At 71.5% G+C, this 18047-nt stretch carries 17 protein-coding genes; 7 read left to right on the forward strand and 10 right to left on the reverse strand.

Annotated elements, in window-relative coordinates; all coding sequences use genetic code 11:
- Window positions 1-91: 91 nt before the first annotated feature.
- A complete protein-coding gene (locus tag ACH4D5_RS31460) occupies window positions 92-751 on the reverse strand; it encodes a GNAT family N-acetyltransferase (RefSeq protein WP_398308937.1) in 660 nt (219 codons plus the stop codon).
- An 82-nt stretch (window positions 752-833) separates the two neighbouring features.
- On the opposite strand from ACH4D5_RS31460, the gene ACH4D5_RS31465 reads away from it, so the two are divergent.
- Entirely contained in the window at window positions 834-1046 is a 213-nt protein-coding gene (locus ACH4D5_RS31465; RefSeq protein WP_398308940.1) for an EF-hand domain-containing protein, read from the forward strand.
- 76 nt (window positions 1047-1122) lie between these two features.
- On the opposite strand, the gene ACH4D5_RS31470 is transcribed toward ACH4D5_RS31465, so the two are convergent.
- A complete protein-coding gene (locus ACH4D5_RS31470) occupies window positions 1123-1914 on the reverse strand; it encodes an ABC transporter ATP-binding protein (RefSeq protein WP_398308943.1) in 792 nt (263 codons plus the stop codon).
- On the reverse strand, window positions 1911-3620 hold the full coding sequence (gene leuA / locus ACH4D5_RS31475) for a 2-isopropylmalate synthase (protein WP_398309042.1): 1710 nt from the start codon (window positions 3618-3620) through the stop codon (window positions 1911-1913). The genes ACH4D5_RS31470 and leuA overlap by 4 nt, the downstream gene beginning before the upstream one ends.
- Before the next feature lie 281 nt (window positions 3621-3901).
- On the opposite strand from leuA, the gene ACH4D5_RS31480 reads away from it, so the two are divergent.
- The 3 genes from ACH4D5_RS31480 (at window position 3902) to ACH4D5_RS31490 (ending at window position 5650) form a co-directional block, all read left to right on the forward strand.
- Window positions 3902-4591, forward strand: coding sequence for a FadR/GntR family transcriptional regulator (locus tag ACH4D5_RS31480; protein WP_398308946.1), 690 nt, complete (start codon window positions 3902-3904; stop codon window positions 4589-4591).
- A gap of 88 nt (window positions 4592-4679) precedes the next feature.
- Window positions 4680-4886, forward strand: coding sequence for a hypothetical protein (locus ACH4D5_RS31485; protein WP_398308949.1), 207 nt, complete (start codon window positions 4680-4682; stop codon window positions 4884-4886).
- Window positions 4887-4990: 104 nt separating this feature from the next.
- Entirely contained in the window at window positions 4991-5650 is a 660-nt protein-coding gene (locus tag ACH4D5_RS31490; protein ID WP_398308952.1) for an NADPH-dependent F420 reductase, read from the forward strand.
- Window positions 5651-5682: 32 nt separating this feature from the next.
- On the opposite strand, the gene ACH4D5_RS31495 is transcribed toward ACH4D5_RS31490, so the two are convergent.
- From ACH4D5_RS31495 to ACH4D5_RS31525, 7 genes are all read right to left on the reverse strand, one after another.
- Complete coding sequence (locus tag ACH4D5_RS31495) at window positions 5683-6237, reverse strand: glycoside hydrolase family 25 protein (protein ID WP_398308955.1); 555 nt, start codon at window positions 6235-6237, stop codon at window positions 5683-5685.
- 92 nt (window positions 6238-6329) lie between these two features.
- Window positions 6330-7553: a YncE family protein gene (locus ACH4D5_RS31500; protein ID WP_398308958.1), complete on the reverse strand. Its 1224-nt coding sequence runs from the start codon at window positions 7551-7553 to the stop codon at window positions 6330-6332.
- On the reverse strand, window positions 7553-8320 hold the full coding sequence (locus ACH4D5_RS31505) for a polysaccharide deacetylase family protein (protein ID WP_398308961.1): 768 nt from the start codon (window positions 8318-8320) through the stop codon (window positions 7553-7555). The genes ACH4D5_RS31500 and ACH4D5_RS31505 overlap by 1 nt, the downstream gene beginning before the upstream one ends.
- Window positions 8321-8695: 375 nt before the next feature.
- The gene (locus ACH4D5_RS31510) at window positions 8696-9199 is read right to left on the reverse strand and encodes an ATP-binding protein (RefSeq protein ID WP_398308964.1); all 504 of its coding nucleotides are present in this window, start codon (window positions 9197-9199) and stop codon (window positions 8696-8698) included.
- A 274-nt stretch (window positions 9200-9473) separates the two neighbouring features.
- A complete protein-coding gene (locus ACH4D5_RS31515) occupies window positions 9474-10241 on the reverse strand; it encodes an enoyl-CoA hydratase/isomerase family protein (RefSeq protein ID WP_398308967.1) in 768 nt (255 codons plus the stop codon).
- A 90-nt stretch (window positions 10242-10331) separates the two neighbouring features.
- Window positions 10332-11570, reverse strand: a complete 1239-nt coding sequence (locus ACH4D5_RS31520) for an Ig-like domain-containing protein (protein WP_398308970.1) — start codon at window positions 11568-11570, stop codon at window positions 10332-10334.
- 221 nt (window positions 11571-11791) lie between these two features.
- Window positions 11792-12961 carry an Ig-like domain-containing protein gene (locus ACH4D5_RS31525; RefSeq protein ID WP_398309045.1) on the reverse strand — a complete coding sequence of 390 codons (1170 nt, stop codon included), beginning with the start codon at window positions 12959-12961 and terminating at the stop codon, window positions 11792-11794.
- 197 nt (window positions 12962-13158) lie between these two features.
- Here ACH4D5_RS31525 and glgX point away from each other — a divergent pair, with 197 nt between their 5' ends.
- The 3 genes from glgX to ACH4D5_RS31540 all read left to right on the forward strand — a co-directional run bounded on the left by glgX (window position 13159) and on the right by ACH4D5_RS31540 (window position 18016).
- Complete coding sequence (glgX, locus tag ACH4D5_RS31530; RefSeq protein ID WP_398308973.1) at window positions 13159-15477, forward strand: glycogen debranching protein GlgX; 2319 nt, start codon at window positions 13159-13161, stop codon at window positions 15475-15477.
- Between the two features lie 70 nt (window positions 15478-15547).
- A complete protein-coding gene (locus tag ACH4D5_RS31535) occupies window positions 15548-16501 on the forward strand; it encodes a LysR substrate-binding domain-containing protein (RefSeq protein WP_398308976.1) in 954 nt (317 codons plus the stop codon).
- Between the two features lie 153 nt (window positions 16502-16654).
- Complete coding sequence (locus tag ACH4D5_RS31540) at window positions 16655-18016, forward strand: carbohydrate-binding protein (RefSeq protein WP_398308979.1); 1362 nt, start codon at window positions 16655-16657, stop codon at window positions 18014-18016.
- Window positions 18017-18047: the final 31 nt, after the last annotated feature.

Genomic DNA, 18047 nt, shown 5'->3' on the forward strand with positions numbered 1-18047 from the left:
CTACCTCACCCGTCCCGCGCAGGACGCGGACACGGATCTCAGTTCGTGAACAAGAAACGAGCAAAGGTCTCATTTCGAGAACGACGGCGGCTCACCCCGCGAAGAACAGCGCCTCCGATCCCACCGGCCGGTACCCGGCCGCCTGGAAGGCCCGCACGCTCCGGGCGTTGCCCGGCGTCTGCTGCGCCCACACCACGTCCCCTTCCGGTACGAGATGCCGGGCCGCACCCGCGAGGGCGCGGCCGAGCCCCCGGTGGCGTGCGCCCTCCTCGACCTCGACCGCCGTCTCCCACCGCCCCGCGACGCCCCGCCCGATGACCAGCACACCGCCGGCCGCGGCCGACCACACCCGCACGTCGTCGCGGTGCTTGCGGGCCCGGGCGACACGGGGGTGGTCCCGGTCGTCGAGCTCGCGCAGCCCCAGGCGCGGGTCGGGCGCGCCGGGCAGGACGGCGGCGACGGTCAGCAGGTCGATGGTGTCCGTCAGCCGTCCCGTGCGGTCGAGGAAGGCGCTGTGGAACCGGGCGCTCATGGTGACGGCCAGCGGGTCGCAGTCGAGCGAGGCGAGCGTGTCCCGCACCCACCGCGGGTCCTCGTCCGTGAAGACGACGGAGTGCGCCGTGAAGGCGATCACGCCCGCGTCGCGGTGGCCCGGCTGCGGCACGACGGTGACGGTGCCGTCCGGCGGCGGGAAGCTGCCGCGGGCCGCCGCGTCGAGGATGTCCCCGAGGGCGTCGGAAGCGCTGGCCATGAAGGTACTCCTTGTCATCCGGTCCTGGGGGCGGCCGTTACCCTGACCCCCGTCAGTAGTGCACCAAGAAGGGGTGGATCCGGTGGCGGACATCGAGGAAGCGCGCAAGACGTTCGAGCAGTTCGACGCGGACGGCGACGGCTTCATAACGGCGGCCGAGTGGAAGAGCGCCATGGCCAAGATGGGCGACTTCTACGTGACCGAGACGGTGGCCGAGGCCGTGATCGGCACGAAGGACACCAACGCGGACAAGCGTCTCTCGTTCGACGAGTTCTGGGCGAGCCTGAACAAGTAGTCCGGCCGGTATAGGCAGGACAGCGGAGGGGGCCCGGCGCATCTGATGCGCCGGGCCCCCTCACGTCCTCCCGACCTCAGCGGCGCGTGCGCACGCTCCAGCGGCCGTCCGTGCGCTCCAGCCGCACCGGATGGTCGAAGCACTTGCCGACCTGGTCGCTCGTGAGTACGTCGTCGACTGTGCCGGAGGCGAGCGCGCGGCCGTCGCGCAGGAGCAGCGCGTGCGTCGTCCCTGCGGGCAGCTCCTCCAGGTGGTGCGTGACCAGCACGGTCGCCAGTTCCGGGTGGGCCTCGCGCAGGGTGTCCAGGCTGTCGAGGAGACGCTCGCGCCCGGCGAGGTCGAGGCCCGTGGCCGGCTCGTCGAGCAGGACGAGGCGGGGCCTCGGCATCAGGGAGCGCGCGATCAGCGTGCGGCCGCGCTCCCCCTGGGACAGCGTGGGCCAGCGCGCGTCCGCACGGTGGGCGAGACCCAGCAGCTCGATCAGGTGGTCGGCCTGTTCCTCCTGCTCCGGCGTGGGGCGCCGGCGGGGCACGGGCTCGATGCTGTTGGTGAGCCCGGTCAGGACGACGTCGCGCACCGGCAGCGGTGAGCGCAGCGGGTGGCGCGGGTTCACATGACCGACGTACGCCCGCAGCTCGCGCAGGTCGACGCTGCCGAGGCGGCGGCCGAGCACCTCGACCGTGCCGTGCGTGGGGTGGGTGACGGCGCCGCAGAGGCTGAGCAGGGTCGACTTGCCCGCGCCGTTGGGGCCGAGCAGCGCCCAGTGCTCGCCGGGGCGGACGGTGAGGCCGACCTCGTCGAGGATGGGCCGCCCTTCACGGACCACGGTGACGCCGTCCGCGCGCAGGACAGGAACCGGTGCGGTCACCGCGCCGCCCCCGCCCGGTTCACGGCGGCGAGCACGGCCTGCACGGAAGCGGTCAGGACCGACGTGTCCAGGCCCGCGCCCCAGCACTCGACGCCCCCGATCCGGCACCGCACATACGCGACGGCCTCGCTGCCCCCGCCCTCCGTGACGGCGTGCTCGGCGTAGTCGAGGATGCCGACGGTGATTCCGGCGGCGGCCAGCGCGTCGACGAAGGCGGACAGCGGACCGTTGCCCGCGCCCTCGAAGTCACCGGCGCGCTCCCCCACTTGGAGGGTGCAGACGAACCGGTGCGCGCCGTCCGGTGCCCGGTCGGTGGTCCACGAGCTCAGCGCCACCTCGCCGTCGAGGCCCGGCGCGACATAGGTCGCGCGGAACAGCTCGTACAGCTCCTTCGCCGTCGCCTCCTGCCCGCTGTCGTCGGTGGCCTCCTGCACGACGCGCGAGAAGTCGGGCCGCATGGCCTGCGGCAGGTCGAGGCCGTGCCGGGTCTGCAGCAGGTACGCCATGCCGCCCTTGCCCGACTGGGAGTTGACGCGGATGACGGCCTCGTAGGTGCGGCCGATGTCGGCGGGGTCGATGGGCAGATACGGGACGTCCCACGGCGCCTCGCGCTCCGGCACGCCCAACTCGGCGGCCCGCCGGGCGTGTTCGGCGAACCCCTTGCTGATGGCGTCCTGGTGGGTGCCGGAGAACGCGGTGTGCACGAGGTCGCCCGCGTAGGGGTGGCGGGGGTGCACGGGCAGCCGGTTGCAGTGCTCGACGACGTCGCGGACGGCGTCGATGTCGGAGAAGTCGACCATGGGGTCGACGCCCTGGGCGTAGAGGTTCAGGGCGAGGGTGACCAGGTCGACGTTGCCGGTCCGCTCCCCGTTGCCGAAGAGGCAGCCCTCGACGCGCTGCGCCCCGGCGAGGATGGCGAGCTCGGCGCAGGCGACGCCGGTGCCGCGGTCGTTGTGCGGGTGGACGGAGAGGATGACGGAGTCGCGGCGCGCCAGGTGCCGGTGCATGTACTCGATCTGGTCGGCGTACACGTTCGGGGTCGCGATCTCCACGGTCGCCGGCAGGTTGTGCGTGACGGGCCGGTCGGGGCTCGCGTCCCACAGCTCGGTGAGGCCGTCGCAGACCTCGAGGACGAAATCGGGCTCGGTGAGGTTGAAGGTCTCCGGCGCGAACTGGAAGCGGATGTCGGCGTGCGGCCGCGCGTCGGCGAGCCGCGCCATGTGCGCGGCGGCCTCCTTCACGACGCCGTACACCTCGTCGCGCGACCGCCCGAGGACGACGTCGCGCCAGACGGGCGAGGTGGGGATGTACAGGTGCACGACGGCCCGCGGCAGCCCCTCGATCGACTCGAAGGTGCGGTCGATCAGCTCGGGCCTGGCGGGCGTGAACACGACGACGGTCACGTCGTCGGGCAGCTCGCCACCGCCGCGCGCGCTCAGCTCCGCGAGGTGCCGGACGAACTCGAAGTCCGTCCTGCTGGCCGACGGATAGCCGACCTCGATCTCCTTGAACCCCATCGACACCAGCAGGTCGAAGAAGCGCCGCTTGCGGTCGGTGTCCATGGGCTCGGCGAGCGCCTGGTTCCCGTCCCGCAGGTCGACGGGCACCCACAGCGGCGCCCGCTCGATCCGGGCACTCGGCCAGCTCCGCTCCAGGGCGGGGACGTCGACGCGCCGCTGGTGGGGCCGGTAGCGGTGGTGCGGCATGGGACTGGGGCGCTGCGGATTCCAGTCGTACGTGGGACGGGTGCCGTACGCGGAGTGGGTGCCGTACGTGGGCGTGGTCACGGAGTCTGCTCCTGGGCTCGGTCGTGGGAAGACCGGCAGCACGGCACCCCGCGGCGGGGTGCCGGTCACTTCAGGCCCCGCCGCGGCAGCCGAGAAGAAGGAGCCCGCGGAAGATCACGGCGCTACACTAGCCACACGTCAGCTCCTCAGACAAGTACCTGTCCCGGTCTCCCGGCCCGCAGAAAGGCACCCGGCCCCCCATGCCGCTCGGCTCCGTACGCCCCAGCCCCCTCGTAGAGCAGGCCGCCGCCCGGCTGCGCGCACAGATCACCGGCGGCGCCTGGCCCGTCGGCACCAGGCTCCCCGGCGAGACGACCCTCGCGAAGGAGCTGGGCGTGGGCCGCTCCACCCTCCGCGAGGCCCTGCGCGCCCTCGCCGGCGCCGGTCTCGTGCAGCCGCGCCAGGGCGCCGGGGTCTTCGTGATCGCGACGGAACCGGTCGCGGACTGGCCCACCCGGCTGCGGCGGGCGGCGGTCACGGACGTGTACGAGGTGCGGATGCTGATGGAGGTGCAGGCGGCCAGGATCGCGGCGCTGCGCCGCACCGACGAGGACATCGCGGCGATGTCGGCCGCGCTCGCCGGCCGCAAGGCGGCGGCCGCCGCGGCCGACCCGGAGTTCGTGGACGCCGACATCGCCCTGCACGCGGCGGTCGTGGCGGCGGCGCACAACCCCGTCCTGACGGACCTCTTCGCGGAGTTCACCCCCGCACTCCGCCAGGGCCTGATCGACCTGCTCGAACTCACCGACGTACGAGCCGAGGAGCAGAACCACGGCGAAGCCGCGCACGCGGCGCTCGTCCGCGCGGTCGAGTCGGGGGACGCCGATGGGGCGGCCCTGGTGGCCGAGCAGGAACTCCAGTCGACACTCGACCTGCTGCGCGCCGGCTAGAGGCCGTCCGCCGCTCACGGAAACCGATCCGGCCGGCCGCCGTGGATCGCCCCGCGTGACCCGCGACCACGGAGATCGTTGGCAGGCCATGACCCACACCAAGCGCGTACTAGCCGCGGTCGCCCTCACCGGTGCCGCCCTGTCCTTCTCCGGCGCCGCCCAGGCGCAGGAGTCCAACCCTTCCTCTCCCGTACCGGTCGGCGACGTGACCAATGACGGGGCCGACGTCGTCGCCGGCCTCGTCCCTGTCGTCGAGAAGCAGACGCAGGACGTGCTCCGCGCTCTCGGCAGGTAGCAGCGGGGGGCGAAGCGGTCGGGAAGTCGTGGCCGCGGGCGGAATACCCCGGCCTATCCGGAGGTTACCTCCGTTACGACAGTGGATCTCCGGAAGGCGCAGTCATGAAGATCGGCATCATCGGCGCGGGCAACATCGGCGGCAACCTCACCCGCCGCCTCACCGCCCTCGGCCACGACGTCTCCGTCGCGAACTCCCGCGGCCCGCACACCCTGACCGCTCTCGCCGACGAGACCGGGGCGAAGCCCGTCACCGTCGAGGAGGCCGCGCTCGGCGCGGAGGTCGTCGTCGTGACGGTCCCGCTCAAGGCCGTGCCCGATCTGCCCGCCGGCTTCCTCGACGGCGCGGCCGAGCACGTGGCCGTCATCGACACCGGCAACTACTACCCGCAGCAGCGCGACGGGAAGATCGCCGAGATCGAGGACGGCCTCACCGAGAGCCGCTGGACGGAGCGGCAGATCGGCCACCCCGTCATCAAGGCGTTCAACGGCACGTACGCCCAGGACATCCTCGACAAGCCCCTGCCGAAGGGCGCGCCCGGCCGGGTCGCGCTGCCGGTGTCCGGCGACGACGAGGCCGCCAAGAAGGTCGTACGCGACCTCATCGACGAGCTCGGCTTCGACACCGTCGACAACGGCGGCCAGGACGAGTCGTGGCGCCAGCAGCCCGGAACTCCCGTGTACGGCAACACCGGTGGCGTGGACGAGATCCGCAAGGCCCTGGACGCGGCGTCGCCGGAGCGCGGGGCGGACTGGCGCGCCTAGGGCCTGCCTTTACCTGGAGTCGTGGCCTGCCCCTACTGGGGCATGGCCCACTCGCGCAGCTCGTCCTCGGTGTCGAAGGCGGCCACGTTCTTGTCTATCGGCGACGACGTGTACTGGTGGATCTTCCACTTCGCCTGGATGCGGGGCTTGCCCGCCCTCACGTAGTCGGCTATCCACAGGCCGTCGCCCGCGTAGGACGTCGTGTCGTGGTTCAGCCAGAAGTCGCGGTTGCAGTAGAGAAGCACCCGGTGGTCGGGGCGGAGCCGCTTCACCTCGCGGATGAAGCGGTCCTTCTCCCCGTTGGTCGCCCGCGTGCGGTCGCCCGTCCACTCCCAGTCCGCCGCCAGCAAGTCCCCTGCTTTCTCAGGGGCCTTGCTCACGAAATACTCCGCCTGGGCCTTGATGTTCCCCGGCCACAGGAAGTGGTAGTAACCCACCACGCAGCCGGCGTCGCGGGCGCGCTTCGTCTGGGCGGAGAGCTTCGGGTTGACGTACGAACGGCCCTCTGTCGCCTTTATGATGACGAAGGAGAGGCCGTCCGTACTGAAGGTCGTCTGGTGCGAGCTGACATCGATGCCACGGATCACGGGCGCCTCCAGGGGGTGGGGGGAAGGCAGATTTCCGAACTGCCCGTTTGGTGCCCGTTGTCGGCTACGGCCAACCGTCAACCATCAATCGTTCAACGGAAGATCCCCGTGTGGCCGAGCGAGTAGCGGCCGGGCTGTGGATAGACCGCGAGCCCGTGCGGGCCGTCGCCGACCGGGATGCGGGCCACCTGGACTCCGGTGCGGGTGTCGATGGCGTACACCTCGGAGTCGTAACGCCCGGACAGCCAGAGGGTGTTGCCGTCCGCTGAGACGCCGCCCATGTCGGGGCTGCCGCCGTCCGGGAGCTTCCACTTCTTGGTGAGCCTGTTCTTCGGGAAGTCGAAGACGGAGACCGTGCCCTCGCCCCGGTTGGAGATGTACATCTCCTTGGAGTCGCGGCTGACGTACAGGCCGTGGCAGCCCTTGCCGGTGCGCAGCAGCTTCGGTGTCGTGAACTTCTTGCCGTCGAGGACCCACATGCCGTGCGCCATCATGTCGGCGATGTAGAAGGTCTTGCCGTCGGGGGACATCTTCACGTCCTGCGGCATGGCTCCCTTGAAGGGGATCTTCTGCTGGCCGACGATCTTCATCTTCTCCGTGTCGACCTTGAGGAGTTCGCCGGAGAACTCGCAGGACACGATGAAGTAGCGGCCGTCCATGGAGAAGTCGGCGTGGTTGACGCCGGCGCAGGTGACGGGGACGGTCTTGACGCGTTTCATGGTCTCGGGGTCGCGGAAGACGAGTTCGCGGTCCATGGAGGCCATGACGACGGCGTACTTGCCGTTCGGCGTGAAGTAGAGGTTGTAGGGGTCCGAGACCTCGACCGTGCGGCCCGTCCTGCCCGTCACCGGGTCGATGGCGGTGAGGGTGTCGCCGAGGTCGTTGTTGACCCAGAGCGTCTTCATGTCCCAGGAGGGGACGACGTGCTGCGGCTGGTTGCCGACCTCGATGGTCTCGATGACCTCGTACTTCTTGGGGTCGATGACCGACACCGTGTTGGACTCGGTGTTCGGCACATAGACGCGGTCCAGGAACTTCTTGGCGACGGGCTGGAGGGCGTTCGGCCGGTCCGCGGCGTAGGCGTCCTTGGGGTCGAGGACCGGCGGCATGCCGGGGAGCCCGGGGGCGGTCTTGGGCTTCGCGGGCTTGCGGACGCCGTCGGTACCGATGGCTTCGTCCGACCGCTTGTCGCTGCCGCAGCCCGCGAGGGCGGCGAACACGGCGCCGGCGGCGAGCACGGCCGCGGTGCGCTTGGTCAGGTTCAGTTTCTTGTGGGGCGTCGCGTGCCTCTGGGGCGTCGCGTTCTTGTGGGGCATCAGGTCAGCAGCTCCGTGGTCGTGACCGCGCGCAGGCCGCGGCGTTCCAGTTCTTTCAGGACGGCGGGCAGCGCGGCGACCGTGTCCGCGTACCCGAAGTGCAGGCTCACGACGGATCCCGCGCGGACCTCCCCGGCGATCGCGCGGGTGAGGGCCGGGGCGCCCGGCGACGTGAAGTCGAGGGAGTCGACGTCGTACGACAGGACGTGCGGGTAGCCCGCGCGGCGGGCGAGACGCTCCACGAGGGGGGTCGCCGTGCGGGTGCGCGAGGGGCGGAACCAGGTGCCGATGGAGCCGGTGAGGCGGCGCAGCCGGTCCGCGCAGCCGGTGATCTCGGCATAGGCGTCGGCCTCGGACATGGTGTTGATGTCCAGGTGGCGGAGGGTGTGGTTGCCCAGGTCGTGGCCGCCGTCGAGGATGCGGCGGGCCAGGCTCGGGTGCTCGTCGAGCCAGCTGCCGACGGCCAGAACGGTGACCTTGGCGCCGGCCTCCTCCGCCTGGCCGAGCAGCGTCTTCGCGATGGCGGGGTCGCCCTGACCGTGGAAGGTGAGGGCGACCCGGGGACGGGTGCGGGGGCCGTGGGTGATCTGGGCGGGCAGGCCGGGGAGGCGGCGGGGTGCGGGGGCGGCGGCCGGGGCGGGGCGGGCCGGGCGGGGGGTGTCGGCTGCGGGCGGGCGGTCGGGCGCGGCGCACCCGGCGGTGAGCGCGCCCACGGCGGCAAGGCGGGTGCCCGCGCGCAGGACGCTGCGGCGGTCGGTCTCGATCACGCGACCATTTAATGGGGAAAGCGGGGAAAAGATGCTGATTGGCCGCTTTGGGGCTGTTACGGGTCGGGGGTCCGCCGCCCGGCCGCACTCCCCCGGGCCTTGCGTATCGCCTGTCGCAGCGTCCGCTTAACCAGCGTTTACCAGGCAGGTGTCCCATCTCACCAAGGATTCACCTCTAAACTGTCATGGTTTGCCCCGATAAATGACGGTAAGGGCTTTTGGCTCGCTGGCGCCCATCTGCCATAGTCGGAGACACGACCCCCATTGACCCGGGCTCAGGTCGTCATCAGCGGTCGTGGATCACACCCCATACATCCACGGCCCTTCACGAAGGCCCCCAGCACGCCGACCACGGCCACCGGGGGCTTTCGCGTATCAGCGGTCGGCGGCCCGCATCTCGAACCATGTCGTCTTGCCGCGCGGCAGCAGATCCACGCCCCACCGGTCGGAGAGCTTGTCGACGAGGAAGAGGCCGCGGCCGCTGAGGTCCATCTCGTGCACGGGCAGCAGACAGGGCAGCCCGCGCGAGGGGTCGCGGACCTCGACGCGGATCCAGCCGCGCCGCCGCTGCATACGGAGGCCGAAGACGCGGGCGCCGGTGTGCCGCACGGCGTTCCCGACGAGTTCCGAGACGAGGAGGACGACGTCCTCGGTGAGCTTCGGGGAGAGCCCCCAGTGGCGCAGGACGACGACCTGGGCGAGGCGGCGCGCGATGGCGGCGGACTCCGGGCGCGACGGCAGCGGGACCTCCGCATCCGTCGGATTACCGAACAACTCGAGCGCCTTCAGCGCGTGTTCGTCCTCTACCGCCGGCGACCAGCGTGCCGCGGTCGCACTGCCCTGCCGCCGCGGCCGTTCGTCACCCTCCAGCCCCGCCATGCCCCCCATCATGGCCGCCCAGAGCGGTTCGCGGGGCCGTTCCGGCGGAATAAGCCCCCCGGAACCATCCATTCCGGGGGGACCGATTGTCATATGCCAGTGGCAGTTAAGTGGCTGCGAATCCGCTGTGACCTGCGATGACTTCCCGCTTACGCATGATCACTTACCGCTTCGGGGTGTTCGCGGTTAAGGCTCCGTTAAGCCGTCCATAATCCGCTCCTTCGAGGGACCCCGCCGCTGACGTACGTTCAACTGAACGACGACGAGGCCGAGTTCAGACGAACTTGGCCTTGCCCGGGCCCTCCTCGACGAAGCTCCGCATGCCCCGCTCGCGGTCCTCGGTGGCGAACAGGGCCGCGAACCATGTGCGTTCGATGGCCAGGCCGGTGTCGATGTCGGTCTGCAGGCCCGCGTCGATGGACTCCTTGGCGGCGCGCAGCGCGATGGCCGGGCCCTGCGCGAGGCGCGCGGCCCAGGCGTGCGCCTGCTCGTACACCTCGGCGGCGGGTACGACGCGGTCCACCAGGCCGATGGTGAGCGCCTCCTCCGCCTTCACGTGGCGGCCGGTGAAGATGAGGTCCTTGGCCTTGGACGGGCCGACCAGGCGGGACAGGCGCTGGGTGCCGCCCGCACCGGGGATGAGGCCGAGGAGGATCTCCGGCTGGCCGAGCTTGGCGTTGTCGGCGGCGATGCGGAAGTCGGCGCAGAGTGCCAGCTCGCAGCCGCCGCCCAGCGCGTAGCCGGTGACGGCGGCGACGACGGGCTTGGGGATGCGGGCCACGGCGGTGAAGGAGTCCTGGAGGGCGCCGGAGCGCACGACCATGGCCGCGTGGTCCATGGCCTGCATCTCCTTGATGTCCGCGCCCGCCGCGAAGACCTTCTCGCCGCCGTAGATCACCACGGCGCGTACGTCGTCGCGCCGCGCGGCCTCCTCGGCGAGCTCCTTGAGGCGGTCCTGGGTGGCGATGTCCAGGGCGTTCATCGGGGGACGGTCGAGCCGGATCGTGCCGACGCCTTCGGCGACTTCGAGGTGTGCAGTCATGACAGGCACGTTAGCGGGGGTTAACGCCGAGGGGCCCGGTGCACTTGGTCACAGTGCGCCGGGCCCTCGTGTTCAGCGGGAGCGGGGGGCCTAGGCCTTCCACTTCTCCCAGGACATGTTCCAGCCGTTGTAGCCGTTCTCCGGCTGGATCTTCTTGTCGGCGGAGTTCTTCACGACGACGACGTCGCCGATCATCGAGTTCTCGAAGAACCAGCCGGCGGGCGTCTTCTTGCTGTAGCCGCCGCGCACGTCGCTCAGGCCTATGCAGCCGTGGCTGGCGTTGGTGTTGCCGAAGACGCCGCCCGCCCAGTAGTTGCCGTGGATGAACGTGCCGGAGGTCGACAGGCGCATGGCGTGCGGGACGTCCTTGATGTCGTACTCGCCGCCGAAGCCGACGGTCTCGCCGTTCATCCGGGTCACCTTCAGCTTCTCGCTGATGACCATTTCGCCGTTGTACGTGGTGGTGCCGGGGGCGCCCGCGGTGATCGGGATCTTCTTGATCTGCTTGCCGTCGCGGACGACCTTCATCTGGTGCGTCTTGGCGTCGACGGTGGAGACCTGGCTGCGGCCGATGGTGAAGCTCAGCGTCTTGGCCTGCTTGCCGTAGACGCCCGGGCGGCCCTCGACGCCGTCGAGATTGAGCTTGACGGTGACCTTCGTGCCGGGCTTCCAGTATTTCTCCGGGCGGAAGTCGAGACGGTCGTTGCCGAACCAGTGGCCCTCGACCGGCACGGACGGCTCGGTCTTGATCTCGATGGCCTTCTCGACGGCCTCCGGGTCGGTGATGCCCCGCGTGAAGTTGACCGAGAACGGCATTCCGACGCCGACCTTCGAGCCGTCCTCCGGAGTGAACTGGCCGATGAAGGTGTTCTTCGGGGTCAGCGTCGTGAAGGAGGTGTCCTTGGCGGAGGCGCGGCCCTCGGAGTCCTTCGCCACGGCGTGGACCTTGTACTTCGTGGCGGCCGCGAGGTGGTGCGCGGGCGTCCAGCTGGTGCCGCCCCCGGTTATCTTGCCCGGCACCGGATTGCCCTTGCTGTCCTCGACCTCGACCTCGGAGAGCTTGCCCTTTTCGGCGCCTATCTTCAGGGCGCCGCTGGTGGCGACCGCCTTCGCACCGTTCTTCGGGGCTATCGTCACGACGGCCGCCGAGGGGGCGTTCTTGTCCGCCTCGTCCTTGCCGTCGCCGCCCGAGTCCGAGCCGCCCCCGCCGCATGCCGCGACGAACAGCAGTGCCGCCCCCGACACCACCGCCGTCAGTCCCCTGGCGCCCCGCCGCCGCGCGCGCAGCCGCGCGCCAACCGACGTCCCCGATATCGGTCGCCCGTTCAAGATGTCGTCTCCCCTCGCACGGCCTGGATCCAGGCCCGCACCCCAGTGCACCTGCGCGTTTCAGACACGCGCCAGCGATAGATAACCACACGGTTCCGGGCGATGACTCCCCGCCAATGTCACCGTTCCGTTCCAACTGCCCGTGGGGTGCGGGCGGTCCATGATCACCTGGTGGTCGTCCGCCGGTCACCCGGCGGTCACCTGGGCGACCGGCCGGGGGATCAGCTGTTCTTCACCCAGTCCTTCCACTCCATGTTCCAGCCACCGAGGCCGTTGTCGGGAGCGACTTTCTTGTCATCGCTGTTGACCACCTCGACGACGTCACCGATGAGGGTCCGGTCGAAGAACCAGCCGGCGGGGGTGCTGGAGCTGCCGCCCTTCACGTCGCGCAGGCCGACGCAGCCGTGGCTCACATTCGTGTTGCCGGGGGCGTCCGGCGCCCAGTAGTTGCCGTGCAGGAAGGTGCCGGAGGTCGTCAGGCGGATGGCGTGCGGCACGTCGGGGATGTCGTACTCGCCGCCGAAGCCGACGGTGCGGCTGTTCATGCGGGTCACCTCCAGCATCTCCGTCACCACCATCTTTCCGTTGTACGTGGTGGTCTTGGGGGCGCCCGCGGTGATCGGCACGGTGGAGAGCAGCTCGCCGTCGCGGCGTACCTCCATGGTGTGTTCGCGGGCGTCGACGAGGGACACCTGGTGGCGGCCGACCGTGAAGGTGAAGGTCTTGTCCTGGAGGCCGTAGACACCGGGGGCGGCCTCGACGTCCCGCAGGTGCAGGCCGACGGTGACCTTGGTGCCGGGCTTCCAGTACTTCTCGGGGCGGAAGTCCACGCGGGTCTTGCCGAACCAGTGCGGGCGGATCTCGACGGCCGGCCGCGCGGTGACCTGGATGGCGCGCTGGACGGCCGCGCGGTTCTCGATCTCCCGGTTGAACTCCAGGGAGACGATCATTCCGGTGCCGACGGTGGAGCGGTTCTCCGGCGCGACGTAGCCGGTGAAGCGCTCGTCGGGGACGTACGTCCTGAAGGTGGTGTGCCGGGCGGAGCGGCGGCCGTGGCCGTCCAGGGCGACGGCGTCGATCTGGTACGTGGCGGCGAGCGCGAGCGGGCCGTCGTCGAGGGGGCGCCAGGTCATGCCGTCCTCGTCGATGCGGCCCGGCACGTCGAACTTCTGCGCGTCCTGCGTCCGGACCACCTTCACCGACTCCAGGCGGCCGCTGGGCACCGTGACCTCGATGCGTTCGTCCGGCTTGATCCCCTTGCTGTTGTCGCCCGGTGACACCCGGATCGCGTCCGCGGGCGAGCGCGGCTTCCCCATGAATCCGTCGGCTCCCCCGGTGGCGCAGCCCGTCGCCCCGGCCAGCAGGCCCGCCCATGTCAGTACCGCGGCCAGCACGGCCCCTGCGCGCCGTGCGCGCCTCGCATCCTGTCTCACGTGGGTCCCAACGACCGTCCCCCTGCCGGGGAAACGTGAGTGCGACGCGCACGGTGGGCAGAACCATGGAAGGGACGACGCGGGGGGAGCCGCGGCCGGGACGCCGCACGCCCTTCTTCGCGCGTCGACCGACGGAGCCGCCGGGAGGCCGACAGGTGTCGAGCGCAGCCGAGCAAGAGGCAGTGCAGGAGGCAGTGCGGGCGGGGCGGGCGACGGGGCGCGGCACGACCGGGCGGCCCGCCCCCTCGGTGAACGGGAGCAGCCGGGCGACGCCGCGTGCCGCACCCACTCGGCCGGTGTGGCCGGGGGCGCCGACGCCGCTCGGGGCCCGCTTCCGGGTCGGCCCCGACGGGGTCGCGGGCACCAACTTCGCGCTGTGGGCGGGCGGGGCGGAGGCGGTGGAGCTGTGTCTGTTCGACTCGGAGGGCGGCAGGTCCGTCGAGACGCGCTGCCCGCTGACCGAGCTGACGCACGAGATCTGGCACGGTTTCGTGCCGGGTGTACGCCCCGGTCAGCGGTACGGGTACCGCGTGCACGGCCGCTGGGACCCCTGGACAGGTGCCCGCTGGAACCCGGCGAAGCTGCTTCTCGATCCGTACGCGCGTGCGGTGGACGGCGGCCCGGGCAACGACTACGGCCGGCTGCCCGCCGAGGTGTACGGGCATGTGCGGGACTGGCCCCAGCAGCATGTGGCGGACACGGTCCGCGACGACAGGGACTCGGCGCCGTACGTCCCGAAGGGCGTGGTCGTGCACGACGACGCGCCGGACGACGAGTGGGCGGACGACCGGCGCCCGAAGACTCCGTGGGCGGACTCGGTCATCTATGAACTGCACGTGCGCGGCTTCACGAAGCTGCACCCTGGGGTTCCGCAGGAGCTGCGGGGTACGTACGCGGGCCTCGCGCACCCCGCCGCGCTCGACCATCTCGTACGTCTCGGGGTGACGGCCGTCGAGCTGCTTCCGGTGCACCAGTTCGCGCACGAGGACCATCTGCTGCGGCGGGGGCTTCGCAACTACTGGGGCTACAACTCGATCGGCTACTTCGCCCCGCACGCGGCGTACGCGGCGTCGGGGACGACGGGTCAGCAGGTCGGCGAGTTCAAGCGGATGGTGCGGGCGCTGCACGAGGCCGGGATCGAGGTGATCCTGGACGTGGTCTACAACCACACGGCGGAGGCGGGCGAGCTCGGTCCGATGCTGTCCCTGAAGGGCATCGACAACCGCGGCTACTACCGGCTGCAGCCGGGCGACGCGCGGCGGTACGCGGACTACACGGGCTGCGGGAACACGCTGCAGGTCGTCCAGCCGCACGTGCTGCGCCTCATCACGGACTCGCTGCGGTACTGGGTGACGGAGATGGGCGTGGACGGCTTCCGCTTCGATCTGGCGGCGGCGCTCGCGCGCTCGTTCCACGACGTCGACATGCTGTCGCCGTTCCTCGCGGTGATCGCGCAGGACCCGGTGCTCCGGCGCGTGAAGCTGATCGCCGAGCCGTGGGACGTGGGCTCGGGCGGCTATCAGGTGGGGGCGTTCCCCCCGCTGTGGACGGAGTGGAACGACCGCTACCGGGGCGCGGTGCGGGACTTCTGGCGGGGCGCGCTGCCGGACGTACGCGATCTGGGGTACCGGCTCTCGGGGTCGAGCGATCTGTACGCGTGGGGCGGGCGCAGGCCGTACGCGTCGGTGAACTTCGTGACGGCGCACGACGGTTTCACGCTGCGGGACCTCGTGACGTACGAGAGGAAGCACAACGAGGCCAACGGCGAGGGGAACCGGGACGGCTCCGATGACAACCGGTCCTGGAACTGCGGCGCCGAGGGCGAGACGGACGACGCGGACATCACGGCGCTGCGGCGGCGCCAGCTGCGCAACCTGATGACGACGCTGCTCCTTTCGACCGGGGTGCCGATGCTGGTCGCGGGCGACGAGATGGGGCGTACGCAGCGCGGCTCGAACAACGCGTACTGCCAGGACAACGAGGTCAGCTGGGTCGACTGGGGGCTCAGGGAGGAGCCGGGGTGGCGGGAGCTGTGCGCGCTGACGGCGCGGCTGATCGAGCTGCGGCTGCGCCATCCGGTGCTGCGGCGCAGGTCGTTCTTCTCGGGGCGCGCCCACTCTGCGGACGGGCTGCGGGACCTGGCGTGGTTCACGGCGGGCGGCACGGAGATGACGGAGGCCGACTGGTACGCGCCGACGGCGACGCTCGGCATGTATCTGTCGGGGCGCGACATCCCCGGCCGCGACGCCCGGGGCGCGCCGGTCGTCGACGACAGTTTCCTCGCGGTCCTGCACGCGGCGCAGGAGCCGGCGCCCTTCGTGCTGCCGGGGCCGCCGTGGGCCGAGGCGTACGAGGTCGTGGTGGACACGTCCCTGGAGGACCAGGCCGCCGCGCCCGGGACCGTGCACCGGGCGGGGGACGCGATGACGGTGGCGGAGCGGTCGGTGGTGCTCCTGAGGGTGTCCGACAGCTGACGGGCACATGGTCAGTTCTGGTCCGTACCTGAGTATTGCCCCGGCCCACGGGGGACCCCAAGCTCGGCTTATGGACCTGGAGTTGCGGCACCTGAAGACGATCCGGGCGATCGCCGACGCGGGCAGCCTGACCAAGGCCGCCACCGCGCTCGGGCTCGCGCAGCCCGCTCTGAGCGCGCAGCTGAAGCGGATCGAGCGCGCCCTCGGCGGTGAGCTCTTCGAGAGGGGGCGGCACGGGGTGCGGGCCACCGCGCTCGGCGAGTTCGTGCTGGCGCGGGCCCGGGTGGTGCTGCCCGCGGTGACCGGGCTGCGGGAGGAGGCGCAGCGGTTCGCGCGGGACTGGGAGGGCGGGGCGGGGTTCCGGCTCGGCGGCATCCACGGGCCGCTGCTCGGCGCGCTGGTGGACCGGCTCGCCGCCGCGTATCCGGGGGTGCGGGTGACCACCCACACCTCCTGGTCGGAGCGGGAGATCGCGTCGCGCACGGCGGCAGGACGCCTCGACTTCGCGCTGGTCGGCACGTGCGGGGCGAGCGCCCCGCCGCAGAGCGACCTCCTGGTGTGGCGCGAGGTGGCCCGCGACCCGGTCTTCGTCATGCTGCCGACCGGCCACCCGCTGGCCGGCCACCAGGAGATCGACCTGGCGCAGCTCGCGGACGAGGCGTGGACGGACGTGCCGGGCGACGGCTGTTTCGCGGACTGCTTCTCGGCGGCGTGCGCGCGGGCGGGGTTCACGCCGTCGCGGGTGTACGAGACGGATGTCGCGTCCTGCGTCCATCTGGTGCAGGTGGGGCGGGCGGTGGGGCTGTGCCGGGCGACGTTCCCGCCCACTCCGGGGCTGGTGACGAGGCCGCTGTCGGGGGCGCCGCTGTACTGGCGCCATCTGCTCGGCTGGCACCCCGCGGCCCCGGCCCACGACACGGCGGCGGCGGTGTTCGCCCTGGCCCGGGCGGCCCACGCGGAGGCCGCGGCCCGCAGCGACAGCTACACGGCGTGGCTCGCGGCCCCTTCGCCGCCGCAGCCGTGACGCGCCGAGCCGCCGCTGCCGAGGCCAGGGGCCGTCCGTGCCGCTTCCATAACGTCGGACACGGGGGTCGAGTGACAGCTATTGGCGGGCTGTTGAGGCTTCTACGGTGTGGGCGATCCCCGCTCATCCCTCGCACACCGAGGAGTCCCCCGCATGCTCCCCACCCCTCACAGACGTCTCGCCGCCGCCTGTGCCGCGGTCACCGCGGCCGGTGCGCTCGTCTTCGCCGGCCTGCCCGGCGCCGCGGCCGCCTCCCCCGCCGCCCCCACGCTCTCCCCCGCCGAGAGCGCCGCCGTCGACAAGACCTCTCCCGGAGTCTTGAAGGCCATGCAGCGCGACCTCGGCCTCACGTCGGCGCAGGCCGAAGCCCGTCTGGTCAACGAGGCCGAGGCCGGCGCCGACGCGGGACGTCTGCGGAACGCGCTCGGCCGTGACTTCGCGGGCGCCTGGGTGCACGGCGCCACCTCCGCGAAGCTCACCGTGGCCACCACGGACGCCGCCGACGTCCCCGTGATCGAGGCCCGGGGCGCGCAGGCCCGCGTCGTCGAGCACTCACTGGCCCAACTGGACGCGGCGAAGGCCAGGTTGGACCGCGCGGCGAAGAAGGTCGCGACGCGCGACGCCCCCGTCTGGTACGTCGACGTGCGGTCCAACGCCGTCGTGGTGGGTGCCGTGAAGACCGGCGCCGCGAAGGCCCTCGTCTCCGCCGCGGACGTGGACCCCTCCCTCGTACGCACGACGAGGACGGCGGAGCGGCCGCGGCCGCTGTACGACCTCGTGGGCGGCGACCCGTACTACATGGGCGGCCGCTGCTCCATCGGCTTCTCCATCACCAAGGGCACCCAGCAGGGCTTCGCCACGGCGGGCCACTGCGGGCGCGCGGGCACGGCGACCACCGGCTACAACCAGGTGGCCCAGGGCACGTTCCAGGCGTCCATCTTCCCCGGCAGGGACATGGCCTGGGTCGCCACGAACGCCCAGTGGACCGCCACCCCGTACGTGAAGGGCCAAGGCGGCCAGCGGGTCGGCGTCGGGGGCTCCACACAGTCCCCGGTGGGTGCGTCGATCTGCCGGTCCGGCTCCACTACGGGGTGGCACTGCGGCACGATCTCGCAGCACAACACCAGTGTCACCTACCCCGAGGGCACCATCAGCGGTGTGACCAGGACGACGGTCTGCGCGGAGCCCGGCGACTCGGGCGGCTCCTACATATCGGGAAGCCAGGCGCAGGGGGTCACTTCGGGCGGCTCGGGCAACTGCCGCAGCGGCGGCACGACGTACCACCAGCCGATCAACCCGCTGCTGCAGCAGTTCGGCCTGACGCTGAAGACCACCGGCGGCGGCGACCCGGGCCCGGGCGACCCCGAGCCGGGCGGCACGTGGGCCGCGGGCAAGGTGTACGCGGCGGGTGACACGGTCACCTACGGCGGGTCGACGTACCGCTGCCTCCAGCCGCACCAGGCCCAGCCCGGCTGGGAGCCGCCGAACACCCCGGCGCTCTGGCAGCAGGCGTAGGCCCCTGCCCCACAGAGGATGCCGCCGGGCC

Origin of the sequence: Streptomyces sp. NPDC018029 (assembly GCF_044327655.1) — a bacterium.
In the GTDB taxonomy this organism is placed as follows: Bacteria; Actinomycetota; Actinomycetes; order Streptomycetales; family Streptomycetaceae; genus Streptomyces.